This is a genomic window from Microbacterium sp. Be9, assembly GCF_011754135.1.
Taxonomy (GTDB): domain Bacteria; phylum Actinomycetota; class Actinomycetes; order Actinomycetales; family Microbacteriaceae; genus Microbacterium; species Microbacterium maritypicum_A.
Window position 1 is genome coordinate 668,525 of sequence record NZ_WNWT01000004.1, and the last position, 18,711, is coordinate 687,235.

An 18,711-nucleotide genomic window follows, 5' to 3' on the forward strand; every position below is an offset into this window, starting at 1 on the left:
AAGTATGCCACGGCGATTCTCACTGCGCCAAATCGGCGCCGCCCTGAGACGAATCCCGGGCGTGGCGCACCGATTCCGTTTGCCGTGGGCGACCTGAAGGAGTTGACTCATGCCATGCGCGTCACCAAGTTCGAACATGCCGCCCTCCGTCTCGATGCGAACGAGAAGACCCTTCTGATCGATCCCGGATCGTTCACGGCACCCCTGAACGACCTCACCGATCTGGTGGGAATCGTGATCACCCATGAGCATCCGGACCACTGGACGACCGATCACTTCGACCGCCTCCTCCGCGCAGCGCCCGGAACGCCGATCTTCGCGCCCGCGGGTGTCGCCCGCGCGGCCGAGGGATACGACATCACGGTGGTCTCCCCCGGCGACACCGTGGAGATCGGCGGATTCACTCTGCGATTCTTCGGCGGAACGCACGAGGTCATCCACGCCTCTCTCCCGACGGTCGAGAACGTCGGGGTCCTCGTGAACGACGAGCTCTACTACCCCGGCGACTCCTACGCGGTTCCCGAGGGTGTCGCCGTCGGTACTTTGGCCGCGCCGCTCGGCGCCCCCTGGCTGAAGATCGGTGACGCGATGGACTACGTGCTCGCTGTCGCCCCGCGCCGCGCGTTCGGCACCCACGACATGACGCTGTCCGTGATCGGCAGGAACATGCACCGACAGCGACTGCAGTGGGCCACGGAGCAGGGCGGCGGCGAGTTCTTCGTCCTCGAGCCCGGCGAATCCCTCGATCTCTGAACATGGCGGACTCCCCTGCCGCCGAGCTCACCCTCGCCGAGCGTGATGTGCGAGAGCTCCTCCACGGTGTCGCGCCACAATGGGCAGCGCTTCCCCTGACACGCGTCGCTGAGGGATGGGACAACGTCACGTGGCGCCTCGGGCCCGACCTCGCGGTGCGCATCCCCCGCCGCGAACGCGCGGCGCCTCTGATCAGGCACGAACAGCGCGCCCTTCCTGCGATCGCCCTCCGCCTCGCCCCCACGAACGTCCGCACCCCTCTTCCGGTGTTCGCCGGCGCACCCACGCCGATGTTCCCCTGGCCGTGGTCGATCGTGCCGTGGCTTCCGGGAAGCCACGCGCTCGGTCGCGCCCGTCGCGACAACACCTCCTGGGCGGCAGACCTCGCCGCGGTGCTCGTCGCCCTGCACCATGACGCGCCCGTCGATGCGCCCCGGAACCCCATGCGCGGCGTCCCGTTGAGTGCTCGCGATGAGAGCATCCGCTCGCGCCTCGCCGACCTCGCCCCAGCGCTCGCGGAGCCTCTCGACGCCCTCTGGCAGACGGGCCTGGACGCCGCACCAGCAGCCGAGAGCACCTGGATCCACGGTGATCTGCACCCCGGCAACATCCTCGTCGACGGCGACCGCCTCTCCGCACTGATCGATTTCGGTGATGTGACCTCGGGCGATCCCGCCTACGATCTCGCCGCGGGGTGGCTCGCCTTCGACACCGAAGGCCGACACGTGTTCCGGCGCGCGACGGCATCGAGATACGACGACGCCACCTGGATGCGCGCTCGCGCCTGGGCAGCAGCCGTCGCGGCCATCCTCTGCCATTCGAGCGACGATCGCGAGGACCTGCGCGCGCTCGGCCACGACACCGCTCTGGAGCTGTCCGGAGTTTCCTCCTCCTGCTGATGCCGCGCGGGCGGGCGCCCGACGTTCGGGGCTCATCCTTGCCACAGGTTTTCGGACATGGTGTACTGACTGCGCAGTAGCGTGTTACCCATCACTCATCTGAACGGAGATCACCATGACGACCGTACGATCCAGAACGAAGAAGATTCTCGGCGCCGGGATTACCGGCGCCGCCGTCATCTGCGCCAGCCTGCTGATCGGGCCCGCAGCAGGCGCCACGACGAATGACGGCACGACCCCACCGGACCAGGACGAGCGCGCGCTGTCGCGCATCATCGGGGGCCAGGCGGTCCCGAACGACGCCTACCCGTTCATGGCTTCGCTCCAGGCCGGCGGCGAATCCTTCTGCGGGGGCTCGCTCCTGGGCCCGACGCTGGTGATGACCGCAGCGCACTGCGTCACCGGCACGGACTCCCTCACCGGTCTGCCGACGATCGACGTCGACGGCGTCTCGGTGGTCGTGGGGCGTACGGTGTTGTCCGACGGTACGCAGGGACAGGAACGCGGGCTGTCCGAGTCCCCCGGCGCCGAGCCCATCGTCCATCCTCGCTACCTCGCCGGCGACAGTGCCTATGACGTCGCCTTCCTCGTGCTGGACGCGCCCGTCCAGGGCATCGTCCCGGTGAAGCTGCCGACCAAGGGGACGGACGCCCTGCTGCGCCCCGGTCAGAGTGCGACCGTCATCGGCTGGGGGAACACGGACACCGCTCTCGCCAACTTCCCCGACCGTCTTCGTCAGGTACAGGTGCCGATGCTCGCGACTGCCGAGTGCGAGCTCAGCTACGGTGCTTTCCGGCCCGACGTCAACCTGTGCGCCGGGGTCGTCGGCAAGGACTCCTGTCAGGGCGACAGCGGCGGCCCCCTCTTCCGCCAGCCGCCCGCTCGCGAGACCGCCTATCAGATCGGTGTCGTCTCCTACGGGGACGGATGCGGCGGACAAGGAGCGCCTGGGGTGTACGTCTCGTTGAGCTCTGCCGACCTGTGGGACACGATGGCGGAGAGCAGCGAAGGCAAGGCCCTGAAGGAGGCCCTCGGACGCTGAGCAGCCGGGGCCGCGCAGGCTCAGTCCTGTGCGGCCCTGACCCGGAGGTCCCGCGCGAGGTGGTCGCGCTGCTCGACCACGAGACGCCGCAATGCCGCCGGCGCCGCTGTGTTGGCAGCCAACCACGCGTCGACGGCATCCAGGGAGTCCCCGGCAGGGAACAGACCGATGACCAGCCGTCGTGCGATCTCGATGCTGCGCTCGTCCCAGGCTTGGACGATCCTGGCGAAGTACTCCGCGTCGAACCCGGCGATCAGGTCGCGCCGCCCGCCGGCCCGGAAGCCGCTGATCTCGGCATCGAGGTGATCGTTGCTGAGCGCGAGATCCTCCCAGGCGGACTGCCACGCGTCGCGACGTACCGCCGCATCCGGGCGCGATGCCCGAGCCCGGCGTGCGGCTGTTCGACCGTCGCCCGTGTCATCCCGCTGCTCTTCGACCGCCACATCGGCCAGGTCGGCATGTCCGGTGGTGACGAGTGCGCTGAGCAGCTGCCAGCGCAGGTCGGGATCGATGACGAGTCCCTCCGGCGCATCACCCTCGAGCAGTGCTCGCACCTGTGCATGATGCTCGTCGTCGAAAGCGGATGCGGTCGCGAACGCCCGTGCCCAGGAGAGCTGCGCGTCACTGCCGGCCTCGGCGGATACCAGCGCGCTCCACACGCCGTCGGTCCACGTCCGCTGCTCCTCTTCGCGGCTGGTCGCGGAGACATAATGGCGGATCGTGTAGATCGCGTTCGCGAGGACTCCCGTCAGCAGCCCGATATTGGACTCGTGAGGCGCATGGGAGCGGACGATCGCGAGATAGCGCTGCGCGGCGAGTTCGCCGTCCCGCGTCGCATTCCACAACGACGACCAGACGAGTGCACGGGCCAGCGGATCGTCGATCGCCGAGAGGGATTCCTCGACGGTGACGAGAGAGCCCTCGTCGAGACGCGCCTTGACGTATGTGAGGTCATCGTCGTTGAGCAAAACGAGATCGGCCTCGGGCAGGTCGAGCTCCGTGCGTTCTCCGACCACGTCGAGCTCGCGCTGCTCACGGCGGACGATACGACCGTCCATGCGCTCGTACAGCCCGATCCGGAGTCGATGCGGCCGTGGGTCGGTCTGCACGAGGATCTGTCGTCCCTCTGGGTCGGTCTCCGTCCAGAGCGTCGACACGCCGGACGTCTGCAGCCATGCCGCGGACCAGTCGCTCATGTCGCGCCCCGACACCGCGCTCAGCTGCACCAGGAAGTCGTCGAGGGTGGTGTTGCCGAACGCGTTGGCCGCGAAGTAGCGCCGCGCTCCCTCGAAGAAGGCCTCGTCTCCGACGAATGCGACGAGCTGCTTGAGCACGGCGGCACCCTTGGCGTAGGTGATCCCGTCGAAGTTCAGCTTGGCGGCCTCGAGATCGGTGATGTCCGCCACGATGGGGTGCGTCGTCGGCAGTTGGTCCTGCTGGTACGCCCATGCCTTGCGACTCGCGGCGAACTTGACCCACGCATCGTGATAGCGCGTCGCGACCGCTGAGGCGTGCGCTCCCATGTAGTCGGCGAAAGACTCCTTGAGCCACAGATCGTCCCACCACGTCATCGTGACGAGATCGCCGAACCACATGTGGGCCATCTCGTGCAGGATCGTGTTGGCGCGAGCCGCGCGCTGCGCATCGGTCGCCGCGCCGCGGGAGAGGTACGACTCCGTGAACGTGACCAGACCGGGGTTCTCCATGGCACCGAGGTTGTACTCCGGAACGAAGATCTGGTCGTACTTGCCCCACGGATACGGGGAGGCGAAGGCGTCGGTGAAGAAGTCGAGACCCTGGCGTGTGACCTCGAGGATCTCCTCGGCCTCGAGGTGCGGAGCGAGCGACCTCCGGACGAACACCCCGAGCGTGACGCTCTGCTCGCCGCGCTGCCACTCCCCATCCACGCGGGAGTACGGTCCCGCAGCGACGGCGGTGATGTAGCTCGAGATCGGCAGCGTGGGGGCGAACTCCACACGTTGCACACCGACGCCGAGGTCGGTATGCGTCGGAGACTGGTTGGAGAGCACCTCCCATCCGGTCGGCGCGTCCACCACGAACGTGTACTCGGCCTTCATGTCGGGCTGCTCGAAGCATGCCATGACGCGTCGCGAATCCGCCGGCTCGTACTGCGTGTACAGATAGGTCTCATCGTCGACGGGGTCGTGGAAGCGATGCAGTCCCTCACCGGAACGGCTGTACGTTCCGACCGCTTCGACCCGCACGAGGTTGGACGCGGCGAGCCCGGAGAGCGAGATGCGTGCCCCGTCATAGACGATCTCCTGGTCGACCCCGTTCACGGAGACCCGCTGAACGCCCTCGCCGATGAAGTCGAGCCACGTCGTGTCGGTGGTCGCGTCGAACTCGAGCGTCGTCACGCTGGGGAACCCGGTCCGAGCACGCTCCGGCGCTCCGGTCAGATCGAGCTCGACGCGGATGCGGTGCACGGTAACGGCAGCGGATCGCGCTGCGGTCTCCTCGCGGGTGAGGTTGGCTGTGTCCATGCTTCCATCCTGGCATCCGGAGGCGAGGCGGACAGACCCTCGTGCGACGGATCAGGCGTTCTGGAGACGATGCCCGATCTCGGCGTAGACCTGTGCCGAAGCGTGAGCGCGTGCCTCGGCGGACTCCTCGTCTTCTCGCACCCGCGCGATGGACGAGAGGATCGCATCGCTTCGTGCCACTTCGGCACGATCACCGGTCGCCTCTGCGATGCTCCGGGCCTCCTGCGCGTGTCGTTCAGCCTCGTGCAGGACCGCGCCCGCATCCGCCGCGTCTTCCGTGTTCGCAGACAGCAGGATCTCGGCGAGGGAGTTCGCAGCCTCTGTCGCGATCAACGGCGAGCCCGCGCGCTCCGCCTCACGGAGGATCTGTTCCGCGGCAGCCGTCGCCTTCCGGACATCTCCCGCTCGTCCGTCGATGCGCGCGTGCAGGAGCACGAGGTCGGCAGAGGTCCCATACTCGCCCGCGGTCGCCAGCGTCTGCATCGCAGTCGCACAGAGCTCGCGGGCGCGCACATCATCGCCTCGTGCCTCTGCGACGAGGGCCAGAGTGCGCCGGACGAAGGGCAGCGGCTCGCCGTTCGACTCGTCCAACAGCCCGTGCAGCTCCACCTCCGCGTCATCGAGTCGACCGATGGCGAGGAGCAGGAGCGGGCGGTTGCCACGGACGACGGCGATGTTGAGCTCATCGCCTTCGGCCTGCGCCATGGACAGGGCACTCGCGTAGCGCTCCAGCGCCTCCGGATAGCGGGTGAGGATACGAAGGGTGTCGGCGTGATTCCCGGTGGCACGGCCCTCGACGATCCGGTCCCCCGCGTCCCGTGCGTGCGCGATCGCTCGTTCGTACGATTCCACAGCCTCATCGAGGTGACTCATCCAGCGCTGCACGTTGCCGATCTGATTCCACGTGCGCGCCAGCGCCGCACCCGAGGCGATGCGGCGCACGCGATTCAGGGTCACCAACGCTTCGTCGAGGCGCCCGAGCTTCTCGGCGCAGTGCGCGATGCCGAGGGCGATGTCCGGGACCAGGTCGAGCCCCTCTCCTCGCGACGCGAGGTCGTGCAGCCGCAGCGACTCGTTCCAGAACGACCAGCGTGAGAGCGCGGGATGCGCCTCGATCGCCAGCCGCTCCACCGAGGAGTCGAGGCCGTGCTCGCGGGCCGCCGCCGCGACCGCGAGCACCGTCGTGACCGCACGTGCGGCGAAGTCGGGATCTTCGTGGATCCGCGCGAGCACCGCAGACGCGGACCTCTCCACGAACCCTCTGCGGGTGGACGACGGGCGCAGTGATCGTGACCGAGACGCAGCGAAGGCGAAGACCGTGTCGTGCATGCGCACTCGGCCGTCGCGCAGTTCGACCAGATGGCGGGCGTGCAGCCGGTGCAGATCGAGGGCGGACGATGCCCCGCCCGCGGCCAGGAGCACTCCTTCGTCGATGTCCCTGTCCAACAGGGCGGCGTCCGCGAGCAGGGCTTCCTCGGAGGGGGACAGCGACCGGGTCGCCGCCTCCAGGACGGAGCGGATGCGCAGATCACGAGGCTCGTGCTCGAACCGCGATGCGAGATCCTGGAACGACCAGCCCTCGTGCTCCCGCACGATCCCCGCCAGCATCGCGAGATCGAGAGGGAGACCCCCGCCGACGGCGACGATGCGGCGCAGCGCATCCGCGTGCACGTTCACGTCGGCGTCGGCATCGGCCCCTGACGACGCGTCATCCCCCCGGAGGAGATGGGTGAGGAGTCGGAGGGCTTCGGCGCTCGTCATCGGTGGGACGAGGACCCGCGCCACGCGTGCACCCATCGCCGAGATCCGCTCCTCCAGGTCGGCAAGGTCGACGCGCGTCGTCACGATGAATCGCACACCGGGGACGAGCAGCGCGGCGAGACGCCTGGCATCGCCCGCGTCCTCGATGATCACGGTCATGCCTCGCGCCGCGGACTGCAGCCCTTCGCGCAGCCGCGACAGCTCGTAAGGAAGAGAGCGGACGCCGAGGGCTCCCAGCATCCGCCGGAGGACGTCGATCGGGTCGGCTCGGGGACGATCCACGTCCGATTCGCGCAGATGCACGGTGAGCACGGGTGACGGACCGGCCAACGCCGTCGCGAGAGTGGTCTTCCCCGCTCCCGGCAGACCGGTGAGGAGGAGGATTTCGGCCTCGGGGACCGAGGCCAGCAGCTCTTCCCGTCCGACGTCCGCTCCCGCCGCGTCCCGAACATCGAGCGTCACCTCGACGTGCACACCCGCTCTCTCACCGTTGAGGAGACGCGCGTTCTCCCGCCAGATGCCGGCTTCGGCATCGTCACCGCCGAGGGCGAGCACGATGTCGCCGACCAGGCGTTCATCGAGTCGCCTCCGCCCCGGGCGGAAGCAGTCGTACACGGTCACCTTGGGCGGCTCTGCGCCGTCGCGCAGGCCGCCGATGCGACGGGCGATCTCGGCATACGACGGTGATCCCGCGTTCGCGCGCATCCGTCCGAGCCCCAGACAGAGCTCGTCGAGGGTGCGCGGCGCGGGCATGGGTCGAGCCTATGGCACGCCGTCGCGGCGACGGACGGCGGCCGTTCGGGCTCGTTCGGAGTCGGACGGCCCTGTGCTCATCACCCCTATGCTCGCTCGACGGAGAGGCCGACCGCGACCTCCCGGACGAGGAGACAAACCCCATGACGACACGTGCAGTGATCGCAGCGAAACTCGACGACTTCTCCTTTCAGAAGATGAACTTCGGCGGGTTCCTGATGAACAAGCGGGCCAAGAGCTCGCACGCACTGTGGACCCGCACCTCCGACAAGGGCGTCACGGAGCTGACGCTGCTCACCACACGAGACTACGGCGAGGGGAACGTGTACGACGTCGCGGCCTTCGCCCTCGACGGAATCGTGCCCGCGGAGGTCGTCTCCGAACTCCGGCAACAAGCGGATGCCCTCGCCGACCAGGTCAACCTGCGCGCACACGGCTATGTGTACACCTGCCTCGAGCCCTGGGACGGGGGCGGCACCATCTGGATCTCGAAGAAGCCCGAGTTCCGCGCTCTGAGCCGGCTGGACCAGGGGATCTACGTGATCCCCATCCAGCGACTCACCGGCACGGTCGAGCCGCGTTGGCTCGCGTGGGCACGTGAGGGCGATCAGCTGAACATCGCCATCGTGTACAAGCCCTGACGGTGCCGACGCTCCTGGAAGGCGAGTCCGCCCCGCACGCCGACGAGCGCGTGCCGGGCGGCCTCGCCCTCATCGGGTCGTCGCTGGCCACGGTCGGCATCGCCGCCGTGATCGCGTTCTACCTGCTGCCCGTGGGCTTCGGCCTGACCGGCGCGACGCTCGTGCTCGCGCAGGTCGCCGCGATGCTTCTCTGCGCGGCGATCGTCGCCTCGTCGACGATCGCCGTTCGCCGGCATCATCGACATCGGGCCGCTCTCGCCGCCGTCGCAGAGACACTCGGCTGGGAGTTCCGCACGGATATCGGCGACCGCGTGTGGGGTGGCTCCATCGATGAGCAGATCGATCGCGGCGCCCGAACCGCACGGGATCATCTGGACGCGCGACACGCGGCCCTCCCCTTCGACAGCATCGAGCGCACGTTCGTCGTCGGCGACCGCGAGGGGGCGACGATGCACACGGTGCGGGCGGTGCGGATCCCCCTTCCTTCCGAAGCGCCGCGTATCACGCTCCGATCACGGCGCGGCGGCGGCGCACTCAGCGTGCTCCCCCGACGTCCGACGGGCGCGTCCCGGATTCGACTCGAGGGCGACTTCAGCGACGTCTTCGAGGTTTCGGTGCCGGCGGGCTACGAGACGGATGCGCTCTACGTGCTCACACCCGACCTGATGGTCGTGCTCCTCGACCAGAGCGCCGACCTCGATCTGGAGATCATTGACAGCACGCTCCACGTGTACTTCCCCGCCGTCGACCTGACCGACGATGAAGAGCTGCGCGACTTCCTCGCCGTGATCGCTGCCTTGTACGACCGCTTCGGACGCCGCACCATGCTCTATCGCGACGAGGCCGCCGAACCGCTGGACCCGGCGTCCTACCGCCGCGACGGCGACACTCTCGCCGATCGGGCGCGCGGGGTCGACACGCGCGTGCGATGGTGGCCCGTTCTCCTGGCAGTGGCCACGCCCCTGGTGCCGATGCTCATCGCCGTCGTCTGGCTGCACTTCGTCGGGTGACCTTACGCGAGATCTGCGGTCCGCCGAGAAGACGCCGGATGGCCGTCTCAGGGGTCACCGAGAGATCGAGTGTCCGTCCGCGCGCGTACTGACTGAACACCCGTGGATCGATGTAGCTTCCGCGTGCGACGGCGGTCGTGTTGCCCAGCGCCGTCGCCGCCGCCTGCACAGCGAGGCGCTCCGCCTGGCTCCGGTGGTTGCGGCTGTCGAGCTCACCGATCCGAGCGAGGGCGTCGGCCGCGATGATCGTGCCGTGAAGAGTGCGGAAGTCCTTCGCCGTGAAAGCGGCACCCGTGACATCTCGGAGGTACGCATTGACCTCGGCGGGTGTGATGCGTACCCGCCGACGCCCTCGGCGGTACGCAAGCAGGAAGGCCGCAGACTTCCCCGCGGCGAAGTCGGTCAACGCCTCGGCGAGCGTCTCGTCGGTGATCTCGATCGACGCCGTACGGCCGCTCTTGGCAGGGAACGAGAGCGCCAGTTCACTCCCCTCCACCCGCACATCCCGCCTCCGCAGTGTGGTGAGACCGCGGCTCCCGTGGCGGACGAGATACCGTTCCGACCCGATGCGGAGGGCCGCATCGTCGAGAAGCCGGAAGGCGACGGCGAGGGCGCGCTCCTTCGTCTGCCCCTCCTGCGCGAGCGCACGGGTGACCTGGGCCCTCGCTCGAGGAAGCGCGGCCGCGAGATCCAGCGCCCGCACGAACTTCCGGCGATCCCGGGTGACTCGCCATAGGGGGTGATAGAGGTACTGCTTGCGTCCCGCGCCATCGACGCCGACCGCCTGGATGTGCGCGAGCGGGTCGGCCGCGATCCACACGTCATGCCACGCGGGTGGGATCACGAGGTCGTGGATCCGCTCCCGATCGGCCTCGGGCGCCGTCTCACCGGCCGGGTCGACGTAGCGGAATCCGGATCCGGATCGCACACGTCGGAAGCCCGGGTCCTCCCCCGGAACCACACGGATCAGTCTCGCCATGCTGCTGCCTCCCTCGAATGCCTTCGATCGAGGATGGCGGCGCCGTGGGATACGCGGAAGGGAGTGGCGTCGCGGCGACTACCGTGCTATTCCGCGGTCGGCTCGACGTCCGGTGCCGCGAACGTGCTGCGCATGTGATCGCTCGTCAGGAAGTCGGCGATACCGATCATGATCAGGCTGAAGACGATCTGCTCCGACACCATCCAGAGCGGATAGAGGCCGGGGATCGCCGCCATGACCAGCGTGATCACGGGGAAGATCTGGGCGAACAGGCGCAGGCGCTGGTACGCCCACCGCCACCCGCGCTGCGCTCGCCACGCGAAGTAGAACAACGTCGCGGTCATCGCGAGCACGACGAGGGTGCGCATCCAGACCGCGAACGACACCGACTCGCCATCGACCGCCAGCACCAATGCGACGATGACCGCACCGACGCCGATGACGAGTTCGACCACCAGGAGCCAGAGAATCCAGGTGAATGCCCGGACGGTCTTGGGATGCGTGCGGTCCGCCTCGCTGATCGCGACGCCGGCCTTTCGTCCACCGGCGATCCGGTCCAAACGGAGGAAGAGAGACTCCAGAGCCATGAGGGGAGCCTATTGCGTCCGCGCGTCGTCGACGTCGACCGTTCGATGGATGTCGGGTGCGCCGTTCGCAGCCGGTGGTACCGCCCGCTCCAGCACGAGCGCCAGCACACCGACCGCCAGGCTTCCCGCGATCATGACGCCGATGAACCCGATGTCCAGTCCCGCACCGAGCATCACACCCGCCACGAGCGGGCCCGTGATCGCACCGCCCTGGAACGCCGCGGAATTGATCGCGTTGTACCGGCCGCGCGTGCGGTCGGACGCGAGATCGTTGTAGATCGCGGGAACGGTGGGCTGCAGCATCGTCTCTCCGAACGCGAAGACTCCCATGTAGGCGATGACGCCGATGGCGGCGGCGACTGTGTCCGGCAGGAAGCCCGTCGCCCCGAGCACCACCCACGACACGGCCCAGATGAGGGCCATCACCTGCATCACCCGCGTGCGCCTCTTGCCGGAGATGACCCGGAGCACGGCGAACTGCAGAAGCACGATCACCGCGGTGTTCACGGCGAACGCGATGCCGACGACCTGCGTCGACACCTGTGACACCTGGCGGGCGAACGCCGGGAAGCCCGCCTCCATCTGGCCGTATCCGATGAAGACCGAAAGGAAGGTCAGAAGAGTCAGCCAGAGCACGGCCGGCCGCCGCAGGATCTCTCGATACCCGCCCACCGGAGGGGCGTCGGCCTCGGCGTCGTGCTGCGTGCGCACACGGCGGAGCGGTCCGAGGAGGAGCGCGAGCGGGATGAGGCTGCTCGCGGCGTCGACGAGGAAGATCGTCGTGAAGGTGGCGGGATCGGTCACGTCCACGAAGAAGCCGCCGATCACGCCTCCGACGCCGATCCCCAGGTTGACGAGCGCGAAGTTCACACCGAAGTACTGCTGACGTACCTCTCCCTCGACCACCGTGGCGATGAGGGCGTTGAAGCCGGGCCAGGAGACGCCGAAGTTCACCCCGATCAGCATGACCGCGACGGCGGCGACAACCGGATGGGTGGCGTAGGCCAGCAGCGCGCATCCCGCGATCATCGACAGCAGCCCGACGATCAGCACCCGCCGTGCGCCGAAGCGATCGATGAGAGTCCCTCCGGGGCCTGTGACGATCAGCCCGGTGATCGCGATGAGACTCATCAGCGCTCCGGAGATGCCGAGGTCGAAGCCGCGCACCTCATGGAAATAGATGATCGTGAACGGCAGCGTCATACCGCGACCGAGCGTCTGGATCGCGACCGTCGACAGCAACCACCGCCCCTCCGTGGGTAGGGCGTTCCAGAAGCTCCTCATACCGATCACCTCGATATTCTTGCGGATGCCGGAGACATCGCGTTCGCGAGCGGATTGTCGGACGAGGCGGCTTTCTGCCATCATCACGAACATGGCGCTGTCACTCGAGGAGTTCCGTTCCGCACTGGTGGACGCCGGTTCCCGGCAGGGGCTGGGCATCCGGCTCTCGGACACCGAAGCCCAGCAGGTCGCGGCCGACCCGCACGCCGCCCAGAGCTGGTACGCGTACTGGCAATCCATGAACCCGCAGACGGAGCCTGCCGCTCCCGCGTTCCCCGCACCCGAGACGACCCCGGCCGCCGAGACGGTGCCGCTCGGCGGACACGACTTCGCCCAGACAGCGGCGTTCGCATCCGCTCCGCCGGCGTACGCCGGTACGCCGACCACAGCGATCCCTTCTCCCGGTGCCCCGGTCCCCGGCGGACCGGAGAAGAAGAGCCGGGTCGGTCTCTGGGTCGCGCTGTCCATCGTCGGTGCCCTGCTGCTGCTCGCGATCATCGTCGTGGTGGTGGCGTTCACCACCGCCCGGCACTGGACGAAGGTCGATGCGCCCGAGAAGCCCGAGACCTTCCACAGCGAGGAGTACGAGACCGGTCTGTACCTGGTGGCGGACGACGGCGTGAGCCCGTGCGCCGTCGATCAGGACTGGACCGACTGCATCGACGCGATGGAGGCCCAGTATGCGGGAGCCTGCGCCGGCGTCGAGCTCGTTCCCGCCGCGGCGATGCTCTGCGAACAGCATCGCGCCGAGATCGATCGCATGCGCGCGGAGGACTCCGAAGGATCGGTCGTCGCCTCGCTCGGAGACTTCGGCCACCTCACCCGCACACCGGAGGTCGCGACGCGACAGGTCTCGAACAACGACTACGAAGCAGCAGTCACTCACGAGGCCGTCTGCTACCTCGGGTTCCTCGGGGAGTGCGACTGACGATACGGGTGCTCGCGCGTCGACGACCGACGGTCAGACCCCCGCTTCCGGCAGACCCACCTTCGCCTTGGCCCAGGACCGACCGCGCGTGTCCTTGAGGATGTCGTACTCGACGTCCACATGCGGCTCGATCGCGCTGTACTTGTCGTTCGGCGCACCGATGACGAGCTGGAAGCCGAGCCCGCGCCACGCACCGATCGCACGCTTGGTGAAATGGGCGTCGGCCTTGATCAGCGCCTCGTCCATGAACACCGGCGCATAGCGAGGTCGAGCGGCGCCCGCGTCTCCGAGCTGGTACCGGAGGGCGGCCCCGACGATGAACGCGACGAGTTCCTGCGACTCGCCTCCGGACTTCTCACCGATGTGATCGTAGAGCGCGACGTGCTCTCGCGTGGCGGCTGTGACGCGCTCCGCGCTCACCCGCACATGGTTTCGCACATCGATGAGCTCCGCGAAGTCGGGGGCGGTGCGGCGCATGCGCGCGATGAGGCGACTCATCTTGCGGTACACGGTCTCCCGCTCCGCATCCGTCGCCGCCGCATCGATGAGTCCCCGCACCTCACGGAGCTCACGGCGGAAGCGCTTGCGAGCCTCCGTCTGGTTCTCCCGGGGGGTGATCTGCAGACGATGATCGTCGTCGTAGAACGGCAGCTCCTCCATGATCCGGTTGATCGGATCGATCCGGTCCTTGATCTCACGGAGCGACCGGCTGAGCGTCGAGTCGAGACTCGTCAGGTCGTTTCCCGACAGTTTGAGCAGGCTGTCGCGCCACTCGGTCTCCAGCTCGTGGAGCCCGTTGGTCTGGAGAGCCTCCAGGATGCTCTCGAACTCCCCGACCGAAGCGTCGGGATCCGGAAGGATCGTGAGGGTGTCCCAGCGCTCGAGGAACCCCGTCATGAGTCGGCGCATGCTCTCGCGCTGCTGCTCGTGCGCCTCGGCCGCCTCGCGGCGGTCATCGAGAAGGCGCTGCGCTGCCGTCCTGAGGGCGGTGTCCAGATGGGTCAGGCGCTGCGCCGCCGTCGCGGATCCTCCGGTCTCGGCGTGCAGGAATCGGCTGTCGAGGAACGAGGCGTGCCCGTTCCCGAGCACGAGTCCGGATGCCGCGGCAGAGTCGATGACCGACTGACAGCTGTCGACGTCGTCGGTGACCCGACCCCACTGCTCCTGGGTTTGAGCGAGCTCGTTGCCGAGACGCGCCTCTTCATCGCGGAGCCGCGCCGCCCGCGCCCGCAGTTCTTCGGCCTGGCGCTTGAGTTGCGCGATCTCGGGGCTGGCCGTGGTGACCTCCGCCTCGACCGCGAGCCAGCGCTCCCGCTCGGCCTCCACCGTGACCACATCGATCTGCTCCCACGTGAGGTCCTCGATCTTCGCGAAGGATGTCGACCGCGCCTCGATGCGGTCGAGGGCGGCCTCGGCATCGTGCGCAGCGGACGCGCACTCCTCGTGCTGCGCCGTCAGCCGCCGCAGCTGTTCGTCGATCTCGCGCAGGCGACGGTCGTTGGTGAAGCCCAGGACGTTGCTGCGCCCCTGCCCTCCGTGGGCACCTCGACTCCCCTGGGACACCTGGCCGCTGATCGTGAGGGCCTTCTGGTGTGCGCCCAACTGCGACGACGAGTCGACACAGACGTATCCGAAGCGATCCTGAAGTCGCTGCTGAAGCCAACCGGTGAAGGGCGTCGGGAGGTACTCGAGCCGCCCGGGAAGCGTCTTCGGGTCGGCGTTCCGCACCTCGGGGATGCCGGTATAGACGCCTTCGTAGTTCAGACGTTCCGGGGTGCGCACGGAGTTGATGGCCGTGCGGAACGAAGCGAGGTGCTCGACGTCGATCAGAAGCGTCCTGGCGAAGCCTCCGAGCGCGAGGTTGAATGCCTCCCGCCACGGCTCGAACTCGGTCCGCAGCTCGATGAGCTCGCCGACGAACGGAAGATCGGCCGGGTCGAGCCCGACCGCCTCTGCGAGCAGGCTGCGCGACTCGTCGAGATGCGCGGGGATGCTCCCGCGTACGCGACTCGTCTTCTCACGCTCCTCGCGCAGGCGGCGGATCTCGGCCTCCGTCGTCCGGCGTGTGCTCTCGGCATCGGCGAAAGCGGCACGGGCAGCACGGATCTCGGACTTCGGAGCCGACCCCCGAACGCCGGCGGCGAAGGCGTCGAACTGCGCGGCGGTCTCCACCTCCGCTCCCAGCTCTCGGACGATGATGTCGAACTTCGCCCGCTCCCACCGGACGTCGTCCACTCTGCGCTCGGCGACGCGGAGTTCGCGCTGAGCTGTCTCGAGACGGTCGCCGCCGGACTGCCGCAGCACGTCGAGAAGCCCTTCGCGCTCGACATCCGCGGCATCGACGAGAGCACGTTTCTCGCGCACGGCAAGACTCAGCGCACGGGAACGATCCCCCAGCTCGACCTCCACGTCGCGCAGGAGATCGAGGCGTCGCTGCGCGTTCCAGAGGGCGGCCAGAGAGGTCGGATCCGTGAACACGCCGACCTCGTCGATCACGCGCACACGCTCGGACGCCGAGACGATGCGGTCTTTGATGCTCCGGATCGGCTCGAGCGCGTTCACCTGCTGCTTCGCCGTGAGCATCCTCATGCGCGTGCTCTCGAGCTCGTCGAAATGCGCCACGACGGCATCTGCGGTGGCCATGGTCTCGGGCTCTTCGAGGACGAGCTTCTTGTACAGATCGTCGACCGTCGTGATCTGCTGCCCGGCCTGGATCCTCGCCAGAAGACTGATGGCCTTGGCACCGGAGCCGGCCGCACCGATCCCGAGCACCGCCTGCAGGCGCGCCGCGAACTCACGGTCCGTCGCGAGGGTCTCCAGCCCCGTCGCCCGCACCGACGCATCCGAGAGCCGCTGCGTCGCCGCGCGCTCCAGCAGTCCCAGATCGAACGCCCCGTTCACGGTGGCCCTGACCCGCGTCGTGTCCTCCAGGACGCGTGCATCCGCGGGGATGTACCACGCACGCACGGCCGTGAACCGCGACCCGTCGTGGTCGATCCACGTCGTCGCGATCGCACTCCACGTGTCCTCCCCGTCTCCGCGGAGCACACGCAGCTTCGTGCCCTCCTCGGTGCGGGATTCGTCGATCTTCCCTCGCCCGTAGGAGAGGATGTTCCGCTGCTCCTCGCCGCGCGGGCGACCCGTCACACCACCGTTCGACGCTCCGTTGAACGGCGTCGTGTGCGGCATCATCAAGGCGATGTACGCATCCATCAACGTCGACTTGCCGGAGCCCGAGCCTCCGCAGAGCAGGGTCGCGTGCGGCGAGAAGCGCACACGATGGGGTCCGCCGTCGTACCCGCCCCAGTTGATCAGCTGCAGCTCCTCCGCCACCCACTGCTGCCCGCGCGAACCCGCCGGGATGAGGCCGAAGAGCGTGTCGACCATGGTCATCGTTCCACCGCTTCCTGCGACCGCAGCCAGTCGCGGAGTTCTTTCAGGGTCTCGGCGCTCAGGACGACCTCGACGAGCGCGCTGATGCGATAGCGCCCGCTGGTCTCCTCCTGCACGATGCCCTCTCGATCCAGGCGATCCATCGCGTTCCGGATCGCCTTCTGCTGCCGGGCTGTGCCGCCGTCGACGTCACTGAAGTAGCTCAGCACGGTCTGCTCGAGATCCTCGATGTCGATGCGCACGGATGCCTCGCCGGCGGCGGACTCGCGCTGATAGACCGTGCGCAGATGCACGAGAACCAGGGTCTCGGCGCGTGTGTACGGCGCGTCCTTCAGCAACACCGGCATGTCGATCTCGTCGGAGCGCAGCTGCTGCTTGTATGCGAACCCGCGGCCGTGGTCGACGACCAGGCGGAGGTAGAGGTCGTTCAGGCGCGACTCGATCACGTGCTGATGGTCGAGCAGCAGGGCCCATTCCCGGCGGTTGCGCTCCGCGGCGATGAAACGGCGCTGGAGGATGTGCGCGAGCAGGCGCCGGATCTCGGGGTCCAGCGTGCCGCGGTCACCCGCGAAGTGCTCCTCGATGTCGTCTTCCATCGGGACCGGGGCGATGAACGGATCCTCGACCGGCGTCTCCGTCACGAGGCTCTCTTCAGGCATGTGATTCTTCCTTCGGGTTGCGCGCCGTGACGGCGCCGAAAGCGAAACGTCGCGTCGATCCGTCCGGACGCCGCGCTTCGACCACCGAGACCTCCTCGCCCTCGGTCATGCCGTTGCGGTGCGCGATCTCGAGCAGTCCGACGAGGTCGACAGGACGACGGGTATCGTCGGCTCCCTGGGTGAAGGCCGCGGCGAGGTCGAACTCCGGGCCGAGACCCGACACGTACTCCTCGAGCTCCGCATACCGCGGACCGCCCCACGCGCGGGAGTCGACGTCGGCGAACTCGACGTCGTCGGCGTCCGCGAGAGGTGCGGGGACGGCCGGCGGGCGGATGCTGCTCACCGTCTGTCTGAGGTGCCCCAGATCTGCGAGCGGGAGACTGCGCACCGGCGAGTCGCTCGCCCCCGCACCGTCCCAGATGTGGAGAGCGGCGATGACGTCGCGCAGCAGATCGTCGATCTGACGGTCCCGCAGCGGATCGTGGGTCTTCACCTGGCCGGTGATGACGTGCGACGCTCGACGCTGTGCGGCGAGGACCTCTTCGACGCCGAGCTCGACCCGACGTCCGATGGCGTCGAGTTCGGCACGCTGCGTGCTGTCGAGCATGCGGGCGAACGGCTGCCGGAGCAGGCCGTGCAGTTGTTCGGTGAGCGCGTCGATGCGATCCGGATCGCCGATCAGCCGCAGGGCGCCGGAGAACGCGCGCCCCTCCGGGGTCGAGTTCATCACGTCCTGCGCGCGTCGCAGATACTCGCGGAGCACCTCGCCGGTCGGGCGCTCGTCACGCCGCAGATGGGCGACGACGTCGCGCTGCATGAGCTTGAGCGACTCGGCGACGCGGGTGAAGTCGGCGGGGAGCTCCCGTGCCAGGTGCAGCACGTTCTCCGCTTCTTCGAACAGCTCTTCATCGTCGAGCGGATCCGCCCTGCCCGATTCCTCGATCCGATCGATCTCGGCGTCGAGTGCCGCCCGCTCCTTCCGAAGACGAGCCAGGCGACGCTCGGGATCGGCCTCGGCGCTGTCGGAGAGGTGCTCCACGGCGTCGAGGAGCGTTCGCACACGGGAGTTGGATACACGTGTGCGCCCCCCGCCCGTGCGTCCGGCGATCTCCAGCGCCTCGACGGCGTGCGCGGAGAGTCGGTACACCTCGATGTCCTCGTCGATCTGCTGCACCAGCCAGCCCAGTCGCACCCAGTTCCGCGCGACGTCGCGGCCGGTCCCTGCGGGAACCCGGCGGTCGTCGTCGTCGTCGCCCGCTCCCCTCAGCTCATCGAGGATCTCGGCGAGCTCGGCCTGGGCGTCGGCGATCGGGATGGATGCCCGGTCTGCCGTGAACAGCAGCGAGAGGGACGCGACGACGAAGGGCGCGAAACGTCCGTGAAGGAGGTCGAGAGTCGGCGTGCTGAATGCGGTGACAGCGCGCGAGAATGCCGCTTCTGCTCGTGTTCCTGTCACGTATTCACATTACTCGGCGCCCTCGACATCGCCGGACGCGACGCGGGGTGACGACGCGAGCT

General features: G+C 68.3%; 14 protein-coding genes. 6 read left to right on the plus strand and 8 right to left on the minus strand.

What is annotated here, in order from left to right:
* Positions 1–114 precede the first annotated feature (114 nt).
* The 3 genes from GLO27_RS07475 to GLO27_RS07485 all read left to right on the plus strand — a co-directional run bounded on the left by GLO27_RS07475 (position 115) and on the right by GLO27_RS07485 (position 2,694).
* Entirely contained in the window at positions 115–753 is a 639-nt protein-coding gene (locus GLO27_RS07475) for an MBL fold metallo-hydrolase (RefSeq protein WP_029265478.1), read from the plus strand.
* Positions 754–755: 2 nt separating this feature from the next.
* Positions 756–1,652, plus strand: a complete 897-nt coding sequence (locus GLO27_RS07480) for a phosphotransferase (protein WP_167254254.1) — start codon at positions 756–758, stop codon at positions 1,650–1,652.
* Between the two features lie 115 nt (positions 1,653–1,767).
* Positions 1,768–2,694 carry a serine protease gene (locus tag GLO27_RS07485; RefSeq protein ID WP_208323568.1) on the plus strand — a complete coding sequence of 309 codons (927 nt, stop codon included), beginning with the start codon at positions 1,768–1,770 and terminating at the stop codon, positions 2,692–2,694.
* A 20-nt stretch (positions 2,695–2,714) separates the two neighbouring features.
* Here the strand turns inward: GLO27_RS07485 and pepN are convergent, their stop codons facing one another.
* Together pepN and GLO27_RS07495 are read right to left on the minus strand one after the other, a co-directional pair.
* Complete coding sequence (pepN, locus tag GLO27_RS07490) at positions 2,715–5,198, minus strand: aminopeptidase N (RefSeq protein ID WP_167254256.1); 2,484 nt, start codon at positions 5,196–5,198, stop codon at positions 2,715–2,717.
* A gap of 51 nt (positions 5,199–5,249) precedes the next feature.
* On the minus strand, positions 5,250–7,712 hold the full coding sequence (locus tag GLO27_RS07495) for a tetratricopeptide repeat protein (protein WP_167254259.1): 2,463 nt from the start codon (positions 7,710–7,712) through the stop codon (positions 5,250–5,252).
* A gap of 143 nt (positions 7,713–7,855) precedes the next feature.
* Here GLO27_RS07495 and GLO27_RS07500 point away from each other — a divergent pair, with 143 nt between their 5' ends.
* Together GLO27_RS07500 and GLO27_RS07505 are read left to right on the plus strand one after the other, a co-directional pair.
* The gene (locus GLO27_RS07500) at positions 7,856–8,353 is read left to right on the plus strand and encodes a hypothetical protein (protein WP_167254261.1); all 498 of its coding nucleotides are present in this window, start codon (positions 7,856–7,858) and stop codon (positions 8,351–8,353) included.
* Positions 8,354–8,355: 2 nt separating this feature from the next.
* Positions 8,356–9,363, plus strand: coding sequence for a DUF3137 domain-containing protein (locus GLO27_RS07505; protein ID WP_167254263.1), 1,008 nt, complete (start codon positions 8,356–8,358; stop codon positions 9,361–9,363).
* Here the strand turns inward: GLO27_RS07505 and GLO27_RS07510 are convergent.
* The 3 genes from GLO27_RS07510 to GLO27_RS07520 all read right to left on the minus strand — a co-directional run bounded on the left by GLO27_RS07510 (position 9,329) and on the right by GLO27_RS07520 (position 12,306).
* A complete protein-coding gene (locus GLO27_RS07510; RefSeq protein WP_021200409.1) occupies positions 9,329–10,342 on the minus strand; it encodes a DNA topoisomerase IB in 1,014 nt (337 codons plus the stop codon). The two genes, GLO27_RS07505 and GLO27_RS07510, sit on opposite strands and share 35 nt — an antisense overlap.
* A gap of 86 nt (positions 10,343–10,428) precedes the next feature.
* Complete coding sequence (locus tag GLO27_RS07515; RefSeq protein ID WP_021200408.1) at positions 10,429–10,929, minus strand: hypothetical protein; 501 nt, start codon at positions 10,927–10,929, stop codon at positions 10,429–10,431.
* Positions 10,930–10,938: 9 nt separating this feature from the next.
* On the minus strand, positions 10,939–12,306 hold the full coding sequence (locus GLO27_RS07520) for an MFS transporter (RefSeq protein WP_021200407.1): 1,368 nt from the start codon (positions 12,304–12,306) through the stop codon (positions 10,939–10,941).
* Here GLO27_RS07520 and GLO27_RS07525 point away from each other — a divergent pair.
* Complete coding sequence (locus GLO27_RS07525; RefSeq protein WP_029259065.1) at positions 12,305–13,141, plus strand: hypothetical protein; 837 nt, start codon at positions 12,305–12,307, stop codon at positions 13,139–13,141. The genes GLO27_RS07520 and GLO27_RS07525 overlap by 2 nt on opposite strands.
* 33 nt (positions 13,142–13,174) lie before the next feature.
* Here the strand turns inward: GLO27_RS07525 and GLO27_RS07530 are convergent, their stop codons facing one another.
* The 3 genes from GLO27_RS07530 to GLO27_RS07540 are packed head-to-tail and all read right to left on the minus strand — an operon-like array spanning position 13,175 to position 18,649.
* Positions 13,175–16,534, minus strand: a complete 3,360-nt coding sequence (locus GLO27_RS07530) for an SbcC/MukB-like Walker B domain-containing protein (protein WP_167254265.1) — start codon at positions 16,532–16,534, stop codon at positions 13,175–13,177.
* The gene (locus GLO27_RS07535; RefSeq protein ID WP_021200404.1) at positions 16,531–17,193 is read right to left on the minus strand and encodes a DUF4194 domain-containing protein; all 663 of its coding nucleotides are present in this window, start codon (positions 17,191–17,193) and stop codon (positions 16,531–16,533) included. Before GLO27_RS07535 ends, GLO27_RS07530 begins: the two co-directional genes overlap by 4 nt.
* Complete coding sequence (locus tag GLO27_RS07540; RefSeq protein ID WP_021200403.1) at positions 17,186–18,649, minus strand: DUF3375 domain-containing protein; 1,464 nt, start codon at positions 18,647–18,649, stop codon at positions 17,186–17,188. Before GLO27_RS07540 ends, GLO27_RS07535 begins: the two co-directional genes overlap by 8 nt.
* Between the last annotated feature and the right edge of the window lie 62 nt (positions 18,650–18,711).